Genomic DNA, 15,249 nt, shown 5'->3' with positions numbered 1-15,249 from the left:
GCCGACATCGAGTTCCCGGCGACAGCACGTTTGGACACGCACCGACCCGACAGCCTTCGGAAGGAGACGAACCGTGCAGACCACGACGGACCCCATCGCCCTCGCCGCGAAGATCCTCACCGCCTACGTCGCGCGCAACTCCGTACCGGCGACAGGCCTGCCGGACCTGATCCGCACGGTCCACGGCTCGCTCACGGGCCTGGCGACCCCGCCGAAGCCGGTGCTGGCCAAGCCGACCGATGCGCAGATCCGCGCCTCGATCCGCCAGGACACGATCGTCAGCTTCGAGGACGGCAAGCCCTACAAGGCGCTGCGCCGGCACCTCACGCTGCGCGGCCTGTCGCCCGAGGCCTACCGCACCAAGTGGGGCCTGCCGGTGGACTATCCCCTGGTCTCGGCCAGCTACAGCGCGCGCCGCTCCCTGATCTCCCGCACCATCGGACAGAACCAGCGCCTGCGGATGCAGCAGGCGGCGGAGTGATCCAGCGGGCTCTCGCTCGGACGCGCCTGCCGGAGGCGCGGGCGGCACGCCGCCTCGGTAAGCGAACGCGGCGAACGCTCAATCCTTGACCGGTCAGGCTGCGCCGGCACCGTCGCGATACAGGCCGGCGTGCTGGTCGCGCAGGATGTTCTTCTGGACCTTGCCCATGGCGTTGCGCGGCAGGTCGTCGGCGAATAGCACCCGCTTCGGGCACTTGAAGCGGGCGAGGCGCCCTTCGAGGTAGGCAAGCACCGCCTTCTCGTCGGGGGCGTCCTCGGCGCCGACCACGATTGCGGTGACGCCCTCGCCGAAGTCGGCGTGCGGCAGGCCGATCACCGCCGATTCGACGACGCCCGGCATCGCGTCGATCTCGGTCTCGACCTCCTTCGGGTAGACGTTGAAGCCGCCGGTGATGATGAGGTCCTTGCCGCGGCCGACGATGTGGACGTACCCACGCCCGTCCACCTTGCCGAGGTCGCCGGTGACGAAGTAGCCGTCCACCTTGAACTCGGCCGCGGTCTTCTCGGGCATGCGCCAGTAGCCCTTGAACACGTTCGGACCCTTCACCTCGATCATCCCGACCTGTTCGGGACCGAGCGCGGACCCCGTGTCCGGATCCACGACGCGTAGCTCGACGCCCGGCAACGGGAACCCGACCGTGCCGGCGATGCGCTCGCCGCCATAGGGGTTCGAGGTGCTCATGTTGGTCTCGGTCATGCCGTAGCGCTCGAGGATTTCGTGGCCGGTGCGGGCCTGCCATTCGGCGTGGGTCTCGGCGAGCAACGGCGCCGAGCCGGAGGTGAACAGCCGCATATGCGCGGTCGCCGCCTGGGTCAGGCCGGGATCCTTGAGCAGGCGGGTGTAGAAGGTCGGCACGCCCATCATGCTGGTCGCCCGCGGCATCAGCTTGAGGATCAGGCCGGCGTCGAGCCGCGGCAGGAACAGCATGCTGCCGCCCGAGGCCAACACGGTGTTGATCGCCACGAACAGCCCGTGGGTGTGGAACACCGGAAGCGCGTGGATCAGCATGTCGTCGGCGGTGAAGCGCCAGGCCTCGACCAGCGTGCGCGCGTTCGAGGCGAGGTTATCGTGGCTGAGCATGGCGCCCTTCGAGCGCCCCGTGGTGCCGGAGGTGTAGAGGATCGCGGCGAGATCCTCCGGCCCCCGCGCCACGTCCGCGAAGTCCGCCCCTTGCGCGTCAGCCGCCTCGGCGATGGTGCCTCGGCCGGCGGCGTCGAGGGTGAGCACGCGGGTGGTACCCGCATTCTCGGCGACCGGCGCCAAAGCCGCGCGCTTGGCCGGGTCGCAGACGAACAGGGCGGGCTCGGCGTCGCCGAGGAAGTAGGCGACCTCGGCCGCCGTGTAGGCGGTGTTCAGCGGTAGGAAGACCGCGCCGGCCCGGACCGCGCCGAGATAGAGGAACACCACCTCGGCGCTCTTCTCGACCTGCACCGCGACCCGGTCGCCAGGGCGGACGCCGGCGGCAACGAGGGCGTTCGCGTAGGCGCCGCTGCGCGCGAGCATGTCGGCGTAGCTGTGGCGGCGCCCGTCCGGAGTCTCGATGAAGGTCTTGGCCGCGGCCTCCGCCGGCAAGGCCTCGCGGATCAGCGCGAAGAGATGATTCGTCATGACACAACGCCCAGCGGAACGGATGATCGACTTCGGCCCACCCGCCTCACGCCTCGGCGAGGGCGACGGAGCGCGGCGGCGGCAGGTTGGCGCGCAACTCGCGCGAAACGGCGCCGGAGGCCGACACCGTGCCGAGGTTGGCATAGGTCTCGTGGTTCTTCTCGATCGCCGACAGGTCGTAGAGGTAGTTGACCATCAGCCCGTAGGACTGCTTCAGCCCCTTCTCCGAGACGTCGCCGAGGAAGTTGATCCGCTCGAGCCGGGCACCGTTGCCGAGGTGGAAGCGGGCCACCGGATCGAGCGGTCGGCCCCGTTCGTTCTTGGCGCGCAGGAAGTAGGCGGCGGCGGCCGGCAGCAGCGCCTTGCGCACGGCGTCGGACTTCGCCTTATCGGTCGCCCAATCCGGTTCGTCGAGTTGGCGCAACGCCTCGATGTCGTCGCGGGTCAGGCCCTGCGGGGCGTCCGCGCGCCGCTCGCGGTCGAGCCAGCGCGCGAAGCCCGGGACTGGTGAGAGCGTGACGAAGGTCTTCAGGGTCGGGATCTCGCGGGCGAGGTCCTCCACCACCTGCTTGATCAGGAAGTTGCCGAAGGTGACGCCGGCCAAGCCCTTCTGGCAGTTCGAGATCGAGTAGAAGATCGCCGTGGTCGCCGACTTCAGCGGCAGCGGGTCGCGCGCCTGCGACAGGATCGGCGCGATCGCCGGCGCGATCGCGCTCGTCAGGGCGACCTCGACGAAAATCAGCGGTTCGTCGACCAGCGCCGGGTGGAAGAAGGCGAAGCAGCGCCGGTCCACCGGCTGGATGCGGCGGCGCAGGTCGTCCCATCCGGCGATCTCGTGGACCGCCTCGTAGCGGATGATCTTTTCGAGGATGTGGGCCGGCGTCGTCCAGTCGATGTGGCGCAGCACCAGGAAGCCGCGATTGAACCACGAGGCGAACAGGTGCTCGAAATCCGAATCGAGGCTGTCGGCGGCGTCGATCAGGTTGGGCTCGCCCTCGTCGCGCAGGATTCGGCGCAGGTCGAACAGGTCCTCGCGCATGCGCACGAGGCTGAGCGTCCCGTCGCGGGCGAGATTGAGGCGGCGGATCAGCTCCTGGGAGCGCGGCTCGGCCGATTCGTGCAGGCTTCCGAGGCGCGCGCGGGTCGGGTCGGCGCGGTAGGCCTCGATCGCGGCGTCCACCGCGTCGTGATCCGCGTCGAACTCGATGGCGATGAGCCGCATGAAGGCGTGGCGCTCGTCGGTGCCCAGCGTCGCGTAACGGTCGAGGATCAGCCGCGCCAGGGCGACGCCGGAGGCTTCGCCGCGCCGCGAGATCAGGTCGTCGCAGAGTTTGACCAGTTCGGCGGCGTTGGCCCGGGCGGCGAGGTCGCCGCGGCCGATGCCGATGAGGTCGCGACCGCGATCGCTGATGGTCTGGAGGAGGTCGCCGAAGAAAGAGATCGCCGCCATGGATCGCCGTCCGCGTCTCGCCTCGAAACCGGCCGCCGCGGAGGCCCCGGTCGTCCCGGACGGCGATGCCGTCGGCCACACCGTTTACGGCGTGACGGCGCGCGGGACCAGACCCTCCGGGCGAGGTACGACGCCCTATCGGCGCTCGTCGCCGGCCTGCGCCACCACGGCGCTGTCGGCGCGCTCGCGCCAGTCGCCCAGGCCGTACTGGCGGGCGAACTTCAGCTCGGCGGCCCGCCGGGCGCGGTCGGGGTCGCGCGCGCGATGGATCTCCACCGATCCGATGGTGAAGGGAAGCCCGAAGATCTGCTTCTCGAAATCCACCCGGTAGTTCGGCATGAAAATCCTCTCCTTCTCGAAGCGTCGGATGCGCTCCGCGGCACGAATCGGTGTCATCCGTCGCATGAACGGCATCAGAACCCGGAACGCCTCGATCGACAAATCGATTGCGAGCGATCGGGCCGTGCGCGGAACAACGTTCCGCAAAGGAACATAGGGAGGCGGGTCCGGAATCGACACCGGGTGCGCCACTCCTACGCGGCCGTGCCCTGCGCCACCCGCCGTTGCCATGGCACCGGACCCCGCCTAGGCGACTTTCGATCACCCACCATGCGAGAGCCGACCGACATGCTCACAGCGCCGAACCGCTCGCGCGATCCGAAAGCCCGCTCGTGAGCGACGTCTCGACGGTTTCGCCGCATCCGGCTCTGAGCACGACCGCGCGGATCGGGCTGACGCTGATCGCCGGCGGTGCGGTCGCCAACATCTATTACAACCAGCCGTTGCTCGGGCTGCTCGTGGCCGATTTCGGGCCGCGCGCCGCCCTGTGGGTGCCGACCGCGTGCCTCGTCGGCTACGGGCTCGGCATCGTCGGCCTCGTGCCGCTCGGCGACGCCTGGCCCCGGCGCCAGCTGATCATCGCGCAGTTGCTCGCGCTGAGCGTGGTGTTGGTGGTCGCGGCACTCAGCCCGAATCTATCCGTCCTGGTGCTCGCGAGCCTGCTGATCGGCTTCCTCTCGTCGGCGGCGCAGCAGGCGGTGCCCTTCGCGGCGGAACTCGCGCCGGATGCCAGCCGCGGGCGCGTCGTCGGGCAGGTGATGACCGGGCTGCTCTCGGGCATCCTGCTCGCCCGGACGGTCAGCGGCTTCGTCAGCGCGCATCTCGGCTGGCGGGCGGTGTTCTTCGCGGCCGCCGCGGTCTCGCTCGGGATGGCGGCGATCGCGGCGGCGACCCTGCCGCGCACGGAGGCCAAGCGTCTGCGCTACCGCGCGCTGATGCTGTCGATCCTGCACCTGGCGAAGACGCAGCCCGTGCTGCGCAACGCCAGCCTGTCGCAGGCGCTGTTGTTTGCCGCCTTCAATGCGTTCTGGGTGACGCTCGCGCTCCTCGTGGAGGCCGAGCCGTTCAACCTGACCGCGGCCGGCGCCGGGCTGTTCGGGGTGATCGGCGTCTGCGGCGCGCTGGTGGCACCGGTCTCGGGCCGGTTCACCGACCTGCGCGGGGCGCGGCCCGTGGTGGTCGGCGGCAGCCTCCTCGTCGTCGCGGCCTTCGCGGTGCTCTGGGCCGGCGGCACGTGGTCGCTCGGCGCCGTGGCCGTCGGCGTGCTGCTGATCGACATCGGCATGAACGGGGCACTGATCGCCAACCAGACCCGCGCCTACGCCCTCGTCCCCGGCGCCCGCGGGCGGATCAACACAGTGCTGTTCACGGCGATGTTCGTGTTCGGGGCGATCGGCGCCTACGCCGGATCGCAGGCCTTCCTGCTCGCCGGCTGGGCCGGGGTCTGCTTGGTGGGCATCGCCTTCGCCGTCGCCGCCCTCCTCGTCGCCGTGTTCGATCGGCGCCCCACCCTGACCTGAGGATCCGCCCTCACCGGAGGATCCGCGACAGGCGGCACCAGGCGTCCTTGTCCGCGGGAAGCCCGAAGCGCAGGCGCGCCGACGCCTCCGTGAAGCGCCGGACATGGATGCCGGCCTCGCCGAGCCGTCGGAACAGGCCCGGCGCATCGGGGAAGTCGGCGGTGCGAAACAGGACGGTCCCGCCGACCGACGTACCGCCTGCCCGCGCGATCATGCGGTCAAGCCGTCCCGCGTCGGCGGCGCGCGCGGCTGCGGCCTCGCTGCGCCACGTCGCGTCGCCGAGGGCGGCTCGGCCGATCGCCAGCGCCGGCCCGGCGACGGCCCACGGCCCGAGCGCGGCGGCGATCCGGCGCGCGTGGCCCGCCTCGGCGACGGCGAAGCCCAGCCGCAGGCCCGCGAGCCCGTAGGTCTTGCCGAAGGAGCGCAGCACCACGAGTCCCGGGCGGAGATAGGGACACAGGCTCACGACGGACTCGAAGTCGGCGAAGGCTTCGTCGACGAGGAGCATCCCGCCGCGGGCGGACAGGTCGTCGGCCGCCGCCAGCAGGGTCGACGCCGGCCAGGTCCGGCCGTCGGGATTGTTCGGGTTGACCACGACGACGACCTGCGCGTCCCCGGCCTCGCCGAGGTCGCGCACCGCCGAGACCGCATGCCCGGCCCGCGCCCAGGCCGCCGCGTGCTCGGCATAGGTCGGCCCGACGACGGCGGCCGCGCTCGGCGCGACGAGGCGCGGGATCGTCTCGATCAGGATCTGCGTGCCCGGCGCCGGCACGATGCAGGAAGCCGCCGCGCCGTAGGCCCGCGCCGCCGCCGCGCGCAGGGCCGCGTGGTCGGCCACCGAGGGCAGCCGGTGGAACAGGGTGGCGTCGAGCGGCGGGCAGGGATAGGGGACCGGATTGATCCCGGTCGAGAGGTCGAGCCACGGCTCCGGCGCCTGCGGGAACATCCGGCGCGCCGCGTCGAGGTCGCCGCCATGGGCGATCGGCTCCCCCTCGGGCACACCGAAATCCCAGACGCCATGTCCTCCGCGCTCGCTCATCCGCCCGACACGCTCGCCATCCTCGCCCTCGCCCTCGCGATCGAGGCGGCCTTCGGTTATCCGGACGCGCTCTACAGGGCGCTCGGCCACCCTGTCACCTGGATCGGCCGGCTGATCGCCGCGCTCGACCGCGGGCTGAACCGAGGGGCTGCCCGGGCGCGGCGGCTCGGCGGGGTGCTCGCCCTCCTGATCCTCGTCGCCGTCGTCGGCGCCGTCGCGCTCGGCCTCACGGCGCTGGCGGGACTGGCCGGCACGCTTCCCGCGATCGCGCTGCTCGCCTTCGCCAGTGCCAGCCTGCCGGCGCAGCGCAGCCTCGACGAGCACGTCGCCCGCGTGGCGGAGGGCCTGCGGGCCGAGGGCCTCGTCGGCGGTCGCCGTGCGGTCGCGATGATCGTCGGGCGCGATCCGGAGACTCTGGACGAGGCCGCGATCTGTCGCGCCGCGATCGAGAGCCTGTCGGAGAACTTTTCCGACGGCATCGTCGCGCCGGCGTTCTGGATCGGGCTCGGCGGCCTGCCGGGCGGTGCGCTCTACAAGGCGATCAACACCGCCGACAGCATGGTCGGCCATCGCACCCCGCGTCACGAAGCGTTCGGCTGGGCCTCGGCCCGCCTCGACGACCTCGTGAATCTGCCGGCCTCGCGGCTCACCGCCGTGCTGATCGTCACCGCCGCCGGGCTCCATCGCGGCGCCTCGCCGGCCGGCGCCTGGCGCGCGATCCGCCGCGACGCACGCCGCCACCGGTCGCCGAACGCCGGCTGGCCGGAGGCGGCGATGGCGGGCGCGCTCGGCCTGCGGCTCGCCGGCCCGCGGGTCTACGCCGGCGTCGCGGTCGAGGATGCCTGGATGGGCGACGGCCGCGCGGCGGCCACCGCCGAGGACATCGCGCGGGCGCTGCGCCTCTACCGCACCGCCTGCGCACTGCTGTGGGGGCTCGCGACCGTCGGCGCCTTGCTCGTTACGCTCTGAACCGCGGCGCGGCGGCCGGCGTCGCGCTGCAGGGCGCCGAGCACCACGAAGACGAGGCACGAGCCGACCACGAGGCAGGCCGAGAGGAAGATCATCGGCACGAGGTCGCTGCCGCTGCGGTCTCGGATCATCGGCACCGCGTTCTGTGCGATGAAGCCGCCGAGGTTGCCTACCGAGTTGATCGCCGCGATGCCGGCCGCGGCCGAGGCGCCCTTCAGGAAGGTCGGCGGCAGCGACCAGAACACCGGCTGCGCCGAGAAGATGCCGGCGGCGGCCACGCACAGGCAGGCGAACTTCAGGCCCGACCCCGGCACAACCACGCTCAGCGCCAGCGCCGCGGCCGCGACGAGCCCCGGCCCGACCACGTGCCAGGTCTGCTCGCCCGTCCGCGAGGAATGCCGCGGCACCCACCACAGGGCGAACCCGGTGACCACCCACGGGATGATGTTGATGAAGCCGTTGACGGTGTTGGTGACGCCGAAGCTCCGCACCACCGTCGGCAGCCAGTAGCTCAGGCCGTAGGCGCCAAGCGGGAACGCGACGTAGACGCTGGCGAGCATCCACACCCGCCGGTCGAGGAGCGCCGCGAACGGGTTGCCGTGCTCGACCTTGCCGCCGGCCTCGCGCTCCTGTTCCAGCGTCCGGCTGAGCCAGTCGCGGCCGGCGCGATCGAGCCAGGGCGCCTTCTCCGGTCCCTCCGGCAGGACGAGCAGGACGATCACCGCAAGGAACAGCGCCGGCACGCCGGTGCTGACGAAGACCCACTGCCAGCCCTTGAGCCCGAGCGCGCCGTCGAGGTCGAGCAGCGCCCCGCCGACCGCCGCGCCGACGGCGTTGGCCACCGCGCTCGCGATCATGAACCAGCCGATCATCGCGGCGCGGTGCTTCTGCGGGAACCACAGGGTCAGCACGAACAGCACGCCGGGGAAGAAGCCGGCCTCGGCGACGCCCAGCAGAAAGCGCAGCACGTAGAACATCACCGTGTTCTGGGTGAAGCCGAGCAGCACCGTGATCAGGCCCCAGGTCGCCATGATCCGGGCGAACCACAGCCGCGCGCCGACCCGCTCCAGGATGACGTTGGCGGGCACCTCGCATAGGAAGTAGCCGAGGAAGAACAGCGACGCGCCGAGCCCGTAGACGCTCTCGCTCAATCCCAGATCCCCGACCATCTGCAGCTTGGCGTAGGAGATGTTCTGCCGGTCGATGTAGGCGACCAGGTACATCACCCCGAGCAGCGGCATCAGCCGCCACGTCACCGTCGCGATCGTGCGCCGGGCGAGCGCGTCGTCGGCCGCGGTGTCAATGGGCGTCATAGGGCGTTCCTCGGCGTCCGGCGGTCCCTTCGCGAAGGACCGCGCTTTCGGCGGAGCCTAGGCCGGGACGCGGCGCCTGCCTATCGGGCGGTGGCGCGGTTCGGAGCGCGTATCACCCGCGACGGGAACAGGACCCGCTCGCCTGTCACGCGCGCGAGTCCCTACCGGGCCAGCGCCAGCAGCCGGTCGCAGTCGACGTGGCGTTCGAGGTGCAGGGCGAGCGCGTCGAGCACCCGCTCGATGCCGGCCTCGTAGGAGGCGCCGTCGGATCGCGCGCCGAGGCGGGCGAGCCAGGCGGCCCGCTGCCGGTCGTCGGAAAACAGCCCGTGAACGTAGGTGCCGCAGACCAGCCCGTCGGCCGACACCGCCCCGTCGGCGCGTCCGTCGGCCAGGCGCAGCAGCGGCCGGCTCGAATCGGCGCCGGTCGTGTCGCCGACATGCATCTCGTAGCCGGAGAACGGGATGCCGTCGGGCAGGCTCGTGCCGGAAACCGCCTCGAGGCGCTTCAGGGGCGTCATCACCGTGTCGACCTCGAGCAGCCCGAGCCCCGGAACGGTGCGCGGCGCGCCCTCGATGCCGTCTGGGTCGGACAGCGTCCGCCCGAGCATCTGGTAGCCGCCGCACAGCCCCAGGACCCGCCCGCCGCGGCGTAGATGCGCCCGCAGATCCCCGTCCCATCCCTCCGCGCGGAAGAAATCGAGGTCGTCGATCGTGGTCTTGGATCCCGGCAGCAGCACCAGGGCCGCGTCGCCCGGGATCGGCTCGCCGGAACGCACCAGCACCACCTCCACCGCCGGCTCGGCGCGAAGCGGATCGAGGTCGTCGAAGTTGGCGATCCGGGGCAGGACCGGCACGGCGATGCGGGTCGCGGCCGGGCCGGCCGACCCAACGAGCCCGAGCACGTCCTCGGCCGGCAGGCGCGCGGCCTGCGGAAAATGCGGGATCAGGCCGAGGCTCGCCCAGCCGGTGTGGCGCGCGATCAGGTCCATCCCGTCGGAAAACAGGGTCGGGTCGCCCCGGAAGCGGTTGACCAGGAAGCCGACGATCATCGCGGCGTCGTCCGGGTCGATCACCGCCTTGGTGCCGACGAGGCTGGCGATGACCCCGCCGCGGTCGATGTCCCCGAGCAGCACCACGGGCGTGTCGGTGGCGCGGGCGAAGCCCATGTTGGCGATGTCGCCGGCGCGCAGGTTCACCTCGGAGGCCGAGCCAGCACCCTCGACGAGGATGAGGTCGGCCTCGGCCTTCAGCCGCGAGAAGCTGTCGAGCACCGCTTCCAGCAACCTCGGCTTCCAGGCCTGGTAGTCGCGTGCCTTCACGGTCGCGACCATGCGGCCCTGCACCACAACCTGCGAGCCGACCTCGCTCTGCGGCTTGAGCAGCACCGGGTTCATGTGGATCGACGGCGCGACGCCGGCCGCCCGCGCCTGCAGCGCCTGCGCCCGCCCGATCTCGCCGCCGTCGGCGGTGACGGCGGCGTTGTTCGACATGTTCTGCGGCTTGAACGGGCGCACGCGCAGCCCGCGCCGGGTGAAGGCCCGCGCGAGCCCGGCGACGATCAGCGACTTGCCGACGTCGGAGCCGGTGCCCTGGATCATCAGGGCGCGGGTCATGCCGTCACCGAAGGCATGGCGAAGGAAGAAAGATGTCCTTCCTCCTTCCGCGCGGCATAAGCTCGCCAGAAAGCGGAGCGATCGGATGCAATGAAGCGAACGATCAGAGTGCTTCCTGAAAATCGGAACCACGCCGTCATGCAAAGCGACGGCGACCATTTCGCCATTGATACGATCGTGCACCCGACCCTGATCGCCCCGCTCGACGGGCTTCCATCGCTCGATCGCGAAGGCGATATCGAGCCTGTCGATCGGGCAGAGCCGGACCCAGTGGATTTGTAGGCCGATGCTTGCGCGGCGCTCGCACATTGCCCGCATTCGCGGACAACGGCCGCGAGTTCGACCGCGTCGAAAATTTGCGCATCGAGGACTGGCTGGCCTGGAAGGCGCACCACGCCGCGCCGACGACCGATCAAAACTCGATGCCCTCCTGCGCCTTCACGCCCGCTGCGAAGTGGTGCTTCACGCTGCCCATCTCGGTGACCAGGTCGGCGGCTTCGATCAGCGCGGGCTTGGCGTTGCGGCCGGTGACGACGACGTGGAGGTCCGGGCGGCGGGCCTTGAGCGTCGCGACCACCGCATCGAGGTCGAGGTAGTCGTAGCGCAGCGCGATGTTGAGCTCGTCGAGGATGAGCAGGCGGATGCCGGGGTCGGCCATCAGGTCGGTCGCCTGGTTCCAGGCGTTGAGGCAGGCGGCGATGTCGCGAGCCTTGTCTTGCGTCTCCCAGGTGAAGCCCTCGCCCATGGCGTGCCACGCGACCCGGTCGCCGAAGACCTTGAGCGCATGCGCCTCGCCGGTGTCCCAGGCGCCCTTGATGAACTGCACGATGCCGACCCGGTGCCCGCGTCCGAGCATGCGGAGCGCAAGGCCGAGCGCCGCCGTGGTCTTGCCCTTGCCGGGGCCGGTGTTGACGATGAGGAGCCCCTTCTCGATCGTCTTGGCCGCCACCTCGGCGTCCTGAACCGCCTTGCGCTTCTCCATCTTCTCGCGATGGCGCGTCGCGTCGTCAGGCTTGGCGTCGTCGGGCTTGGCGTCGTCGGTCATGACGTTCCCTGCGGTTTCACGGTCAGCGGCAACCCGGCGACCGTCAGCACGACGCGGTCGCATTCGGCCGCGAGGGCCTGGTGGAGGCGCCCGGCCGCATCGCGGAAGCGGCGGGCGAGCGCGTTGTCCGGGACGATCCCGAGGCCGACCTCGTTCGAGACCAGAACGAGGGGGCCCCGCGCCGCCCGGCAGGCGATGACCAGGGCCTGCGTCTCGGCGTCGAGGTCGGCGTCGGCGAGGATCAGGTTCGTGAGCCACAGCGTGAGGCAGTCGACCAGCACCGGTCCCGGCGCGTCGGCGATCGCCGCGGCCAGCGCCGTCGGCACGTCCCGCGTGATCCAGTCGCCGGACCGGCGGGACCGGTGGAGGGCGATCCGCGCGCGCATCTCGTCGTCCCAGGCCTGCGCCGTTGCGAGGTAGAACCAGGGGCCGGGCTCCGCCTCGATCAGCCTCTCGGCGTAGGCGCTCTTGCCCGAGCGCGCACCGCCGAGCACGAGGGTCGTCCGAGGCGCGGCCTGCTGCATGGCGAAGACCCATGCCCCAACCGTGGCGTGCCCGTCAAAGCCTCCGTTGTGCGGGTGCGCCGGACAGGCTATGGCTGGTGGAGACGGTGCCCCGGAGACGGGGTGAAAAGGGAATGCGGTGAGGGGAAACCCGATTCCGCGGCTGCCCCCGCAACTGTGAGCGGTTAACTCCTGCCCTCGGCCACCGATGTTTCGGGAAGGCGGCAGGCGCGGCGATCCGCGAGCCAGGAGACCTGCCGTCCCCCGCGCTTTCTCGAACGCCGCCGGCGGGGCGGCCGGAGATGTTGTCGACATGACCACCCAGACCCTCACCCAAACCGGCACCCGCGCGAACGAAGGCTTCGTCGCCATCGCCGTCGCCGCCATGCTCGGCCTCGGGCTCGTGTTCCTCGCCGGCTTCTCGCCCGCCTCGGCGCTGCACAACGCGGCGCACGACTTCCGGCACACGCAGAACTTCCCCTGCCATTGACCGCCTGAACCCAGGCGCTCCCATGCTCATCCGGCTCCTGTCGGCGGCGCTCGCCGCCGGCTTCCTCGCGGCCGTCCTGGTGACGGGCCTCGAACTCGCGCTCACCTCGCCGCTGATCATCGCGGCCGAGCGCTACGAGACCCAGGCCACCCCCGGCTCCGCAGCCGCCGTCGCCCCGATGCCCGATCGCCTGCCGATCGTGCTGGCGCATGCCGGGCACGACCACGATTCCAAGGCCGCGCCCGAGTGGCAGCCGGGCGCGGGCCTGCCGCGCATGCTGTTCACCGGGCTCGCGACCCTCGTCGGCGGGATCGGCTACGCGCTGCTGCTCGGCGCGGTGATGCTGGCGACCGGCCGCGAGCCGTCGCCCGAACGCGGCCTCGCCTTCGCGGTGGCCGGCTTCCTCGCCGTGGCGCTCGCGCCGGCGCTGGGCCTGCCGCCGGAGCTGCCCGGTAGCGAGGCGGCTCCTCTGGTCGCGCGCCAGGTCTGGTGGCTGATGACCGCCGCCGCCACCGCGATGGGGATCTACCTCATCGCGATCCGCCGGGTGCCGATCACGATCCTCGGCGGACTTGTGCTCATCGTCGCGCCGCATCTGGCCGGCGCGCCGGAGGTGGCGGCGACGCCCTCCGAGCTTCCCGCCGGCCTCGCCGCGCAGTTCGCCGCGCGCTCGCTCGCCATCGCCTTCGTGTTCTGGGCGGTGATCGGGCTGGCGTTCGGCCGCGCGTGGCAGACCTTCGGGCCGAAGACCGCGGCAGGCGCCCGTGGCTGACACGGTCCTCTACGTCTGCACCACCTGCCGCATGGAAGGCGACGCACCGGACGGCCCGCGTGCCGGCGCCCGCCTGCTCGACGCGCTGCGCGCGCTGCCGGCGCCCGACGGAGTGACGATCGAGGCGGTCGAGTGCCTCTCCGTCTGCAAGCGGCCCTGCACCGTCGCGGTGGCGGCGGAGGATCGCTGGACCTACGTCTACGGCGACCTCGACCCCGCGGCGTCGGCACGCATCATCCTCGACGGCGTCGGGCTCTACGCCGGCACGCCCGACGGGATCGTGCCGTGGAAGCAGCGCCCGCAAGAGTTCCGCAAGGGCGTCGTCGCCCGCATCCCCCCGTTTCCGCCGCGCGCGGCCTGAGCCATCGGCGAGATCCCCATGACCATCGTTGCGAAGATCCCCTGCACCATCGTCACCGGCTTCCTCGGTGCCGGAAAGACGACGCTGGTGCGCCACGTGGTCGAGAACGCCGGCGGGCGCCGGCTCGCGATCCTGGTCAACGAGTTCGGCGACGTCGGCTTCGACAAGTCGTTCCTGGCCGCCTGCGGCATCGAGGGCTGCACCGAGGATTCGATCGTCGAGCTGCCCAACGGCTGCATCTGCTGCACCGTCGCGGACGACTTCGTGCCGGCGATGACGGCGCTCCTCGACCGCCCGAACCCGCCCGAGCACATCCTGATCGAGACCTCCGGCCTCGCCCTGCCGAAGCCCCTGGTCCAGGCCTTCCAGTGGCCGGCGATCCGCTCGCGGGTGACCGTGGACGGCGTCGTCGCGGTGGTGGACGGGCCGGCGGTGGCGTCCGGCGCCTTCGCCGAGGACCCCGAGGCGCTGGCGAACCAGCGCGCCGCCGACACGGCCGTGGACCACGACAACCCGCTGGAAGAGGTGTTCGAGGACCAGCTCCTTTGCGCCGACCTCGTCGTGCTCAACAAGGCCGACATGATGGACGCCGCCGGCCTCGCCGCAGTCCGGGTCGAGGTGGAGCGCCAGCTTCCCCGCGCGGTGAAGGTGGTCGAGACCGCCCACGGGCGGATCGACCCGCGCGTGCTGCTCGGCCTCCAGGCCGCCGCCGAGGACGACCTCGACGCGCGCCCGTCGCATCACGGCGAGGGCGAGGACCACGACCACGACGACTTCGAGACCGTGGCGCTCCCGGTCCGCACCGCGATCACCGCCGCCGACCTCGCCGCCCGCGTCGAGAAGGCGGCGGAGACCAAGGGCGTCCTGCGGATCAAGGGCTTCTGCGCCGTCGAGGGCAAGCCGATGCGCCTCGTGGTGCAGGGCGTCGGCCGCCGCATCACCCATCATTTCGACCGGCCCTGGACCGCGAGCGAGCCGCGCGACGGCACCCTGGTGGTGATCGGCCTCAAGGGTTTCGACCAGGGTGCGGTCGCGGAAGCGCTGGCCGGCTAGGGCTTGTCCGCCGCCCGCGCTACACTGCCCGTTTTCGCGACCACCGCAGATCCCGGGATGCTGGACCGCCGCGAGAGCCCGATGAGCCTGGATGCGTTCTTCGCCTGGCAGGAAGCCCAGGCGGAGCGCTACGAGCTCGTCGGCGGAGTGCCGGTACGGATGATGGCGGGTGCTCGCAACGTCCACGACGACATCGTCGTGAACGTCCTTGCTTGGCTGCGCACGGCCTTGCGCGGCAGCGGATGCCGCCCGTTCACCGGTGACGGCAGCGTCGAGACGCTGCCCGGCCAGATCCGCCGCGCCGACATCGGCGTCGATTGTGGGCCGCGCGATCCGAACGCTCTCAAGGCGGCGCAGCCGCGGGTCGTCGTCGAAGTGCTGTCGCCGAGCGCGCGGGACTTCGACGCGTTCGAAAAGCTCGCCGAGTACCGCACGATGGCCGACCTCGAGCACATCGTGCTGGTCGAGCCCAACGCGGCGGAAGTTCGCCTGTGGACGCGCGAGCCCGACCGGACTTGGGCCGAGACACGGCTGCTCGGCCTCGCCGCGACGGTCTCTATCTCAGCGCTCGGGATCGTCCTGCCGGCCTCGGAAATCTACGACGGCGTGACCTTCCCGAACCGGCCTCGCCTCGTCGCCGACGAGCCCGACGAATCGGCAGGCTGACTCAGC

At 71.6% G+C, this 15,249-nt stretch carries 17 protein-coding genes and 1 riboswitch; of the genes, 9 read left to right on the top strand and 8 right to left on the bottom strand.

Annotated elements, in window-relative coordinates:
• The first annotated feature begins 73 nt into the window (after positions 1-73).
• Entirely contained in the window at positions 74-481 is a 408-nt protein-coding gene (locus tag MFF13_RS03225) for a Ros/MucR family transcriptional regulator (protein ID WP_147761361.1), read from the top strand.
• Between the two features lie 93 nt (positions 482-574).
• On the opposite strand, the gene MFF13_RS03220 is transcribed toward MFF13_RS03225, so the two are convergent.
• From MFF13_RS03220 to MFF13_RS26530, 3 genes are all read right to left on the bottom strand, one after another.
• On the bottom strand, positions 575-2,110 hold the full coding sequence (locus MFF13_RS03220; protein ID WP_238270787.1) for a malonate--CoA ligase: 1,536 nt from the start codon (positions 2,108-2,110) through the stop codon (positions 575-577).
• A 46-nt stretch (positions 2,111-2,156) separates the two neighbouring features.
• Complete coding sequence (locus MFF13_RS03215; protein WP_238270785.1) at positions 2,157-3,560, bottom strand: malonyl-CoA decarboxylase; 1,404 nt, start codon at positions 3,558-3,560, stop codon at positions 2,157-2,159.
• A gap of 135 nt (positions 3,561-3,695) precedes the next feature.
• Positions 3,696-4,079 (bottom strand): hypothetical protein, encoded by a 384-nt coding sequence (locus MFF13_RS26530; protein WP_373322476.1) that lies wholly within the window; start codon positions 4,077-4,079, stop codon positions 3,696-3,698.
• A gap of 152 nt (positions 4,080-4,231) precedes the next feature.
• Between MFF13_RS26530 and MFF13_RS03205 the strand changes: the two genes are divergently transcribed.
• On the top strand, positions 4,232-5,419 hold the full coding sequence (locus MFF13_RS03205; RefSeq protein WP_238270783.1) for an MFS transporter: 1,188 nt from the start codon (positions 4,232-4,234) through the stop codon (positions 5,417-5,419).
• A gap of 10 nt (positions 5,420-5,429) precedes the next feature.
• Here the strand turns inward: MFF13_RS03205 and cobD are convergent, their stop codons facing one another.
• Positions 5,430-6,458, bottom strand: coding sequence for a threonine-phosphate decarboxylase CobD (gene cobD, locus MFF13_RS03200; protein WP_147761365.1), 1,029 nt, complete (start codon positions 6,456-6,458; stop codon positions 5,430-5,432).
• Here cobD and cbiB point away from each other — a divergent pair.
• Complete coding sequence (gene cbiB / locus MFF13_RS03195; RefSeq protein WP_147761366.1) at positions 6,438-7,427, top strand: adenosylcobinamide-phosphate synthase CbiB; 990 nt, start codon at positions 6,438-6,440, stop codon at positions 7,425-7,427. The genes cobD and cbiB overlap by 21 nt on opposite strands.
• Here the strand turns inward: cbiB and MFF13_RS03190 are convergent.
• Together MFF13_RS03190 and MFF13_RS03185 are read right to left on the bottom strand one after the other, a co-directional pair.
• Positions 7,361-8,740, bottom strand: coding sequence for an MFS transporter (locus MFF13_RS03190; RefSeq protein ID WP_147761367.1), 1,380 nt, complete (start codon positions 8,738-8,740; stop codon positions 7,361-7,363). The genes cbiB and MFF13_RS03190 overlap by 67 nt on opposite strands.
• Positions 8,741-8,901: 161 nt before the next feature.
• Positions 8,902-10,353 carry a cobyric acid synthase gene (locus MFF13_RS03185; RefSeq protein ID WP_187278692.1) on the bottom strand — a complete coding sequence of 484 codons (1,452 nt, stop codon included), beginning with the start codon at positions 10,351-10,353 and terminating at the stop codon, positions 8,902-8,904.
• A 90-nt stretch (positions 10,354-10,443) separates the two neighbouring features.
• Between MFF13_RS03185 and MFF13_RS03180 the strand changes: the two genes are divergently transcribed.
• Complete coding sequence (locus MFF13_RS03180) at positions 10,444-10,635, top strand: hypothetical protein (RefSeq protein ID WP_147761368.1); 192 nt, start codon at positions 10,444-10,446, stop codon at positions 10,633-10,635.
• Positions 10,636-10,765: 130 nt separating this feature from the next.
• Here MFF13_RS03180 and cobO read toward each other — a convergent pair whose 3' ends face one another.
• Both cobO and cobU read right to left on the bottom strand, forming a co-directional pair.
• Entirely contained in the window at positions 10,766-11,398 is a 633-nt protein-coding gene (gene cobO / locus MFF13_RS03175) for a cob(I)yrinic acid a,c-diamide adenosyltransferase (protein ID WP_238270781.1), read from the bottom strand.
• Positions 11,395-11,922: a bifunctional adenosylcobinamide kinase/adenosylcobinamide-phosphate guanylyltransferase gene (cobU, locus tag MFF13_RS03170; protein ID WP_147761370.1), complete on the bottom strand. Its 528-nt coding sequence runs from the start codon at positions 11,920-11,922 to the stop codon at positions 11,395-11,397. Before cobU ends, cobO begins: the two co-directional genes overlap by 4 nt.
• Before the next feature lie 67 nt (positions 11,923-11,989).
• Positions 11,990-12,177: riboswitch (cobalamin riboswitch) on the top strand.
• A gap of 37 nt (positions 12,178-12,214) precedes the next feature.
• On the opposite strand from cobU, the gene MFF13_RS03165 reads away from it, so the two are divergent.
• The 5 genes from MFF13_RS03165 to MFF13_RS03145 are packed head-to-tail and all read left to right on the top strand — an operon-like array spanning position 12,215 to position 15,243.
• The gene (locus tag MFF13_RS03165) at positions 12,215-12,391 is read left to right on the top strand and encodes a CbtB domain-containing protein (RefSeq protein ID WP_147761371.1); all 177 of its coding nucleotides are present in this window, start codon (positions 12,215-12,217) and stop codon (positions 12,389-12,391) included.
• Between the two features lie 22 nt (positions 12,392-12,413).
• Positions 12,414-13,163 carry a CbtA family protein gene (locus MFF13_RS03160; RefSeq protein ID WP_147761372.1) on the top strand — a complete coding sequence of 250 codons (750 nt, stop codon included), beginning with the start codon at positions 12,414-12,416 and terminating at the stop codon, positions 13,161-13,163.
• Entirely contained in the window at positions 13,156-13,524 is a 369-nt protein-coding gene (locus tag MFF13_RS03155; RefSeq protein ID WP_147761373.1) for a DUF1636 family protein, read from the top strand. Before MFF13_RS03160 ends, MFF13_RS03155 begins: the two co-directional genes overlap by 8 nt.
• Positions 13,525-13,542: 18 nt before the next feature.
• Complete coding sequence (gene cobW / locus MFF13_RS03150) at positions 13,543-14,577, top strand: cobalamin biosynthesis protein CobW (RefSeq protein WP_147761374.1); 1,035 nt, start codon at positions 13,543-13,545, stop codon at positions 14,575-14,577.
• 57 nt (positions 14,578-14,634) lie between these two features.
• Positions 14,635-15,243, top strand: coding sequence for a Uma2 family endonuclease (locus tag MFF13_RS03145; protein WP_147761375.1), 609 nt, complete (start codon positions 14,635-14,637; stop codon positions 15,241-15,243).
• Positions 15,244-15,249: the final 6 nt, after the last annotated feature.

The sequence above is a fragment of the Methylobacterium cerastii genome (assembly GCF_022179125.1).
GTDB classification, from domain to species: Bacteria; Pseudomonadota; Alphaproteobacteria; order Rhizobiales; family Beijerinckiaceae; genus Methylobacterium; species Methylobacterium cerastii.
The sequence above is the reverse complement of the archived record's forward strand: the minus strand, read 5'-3'. Positions and strand labels throughout refer to the sequence as shown.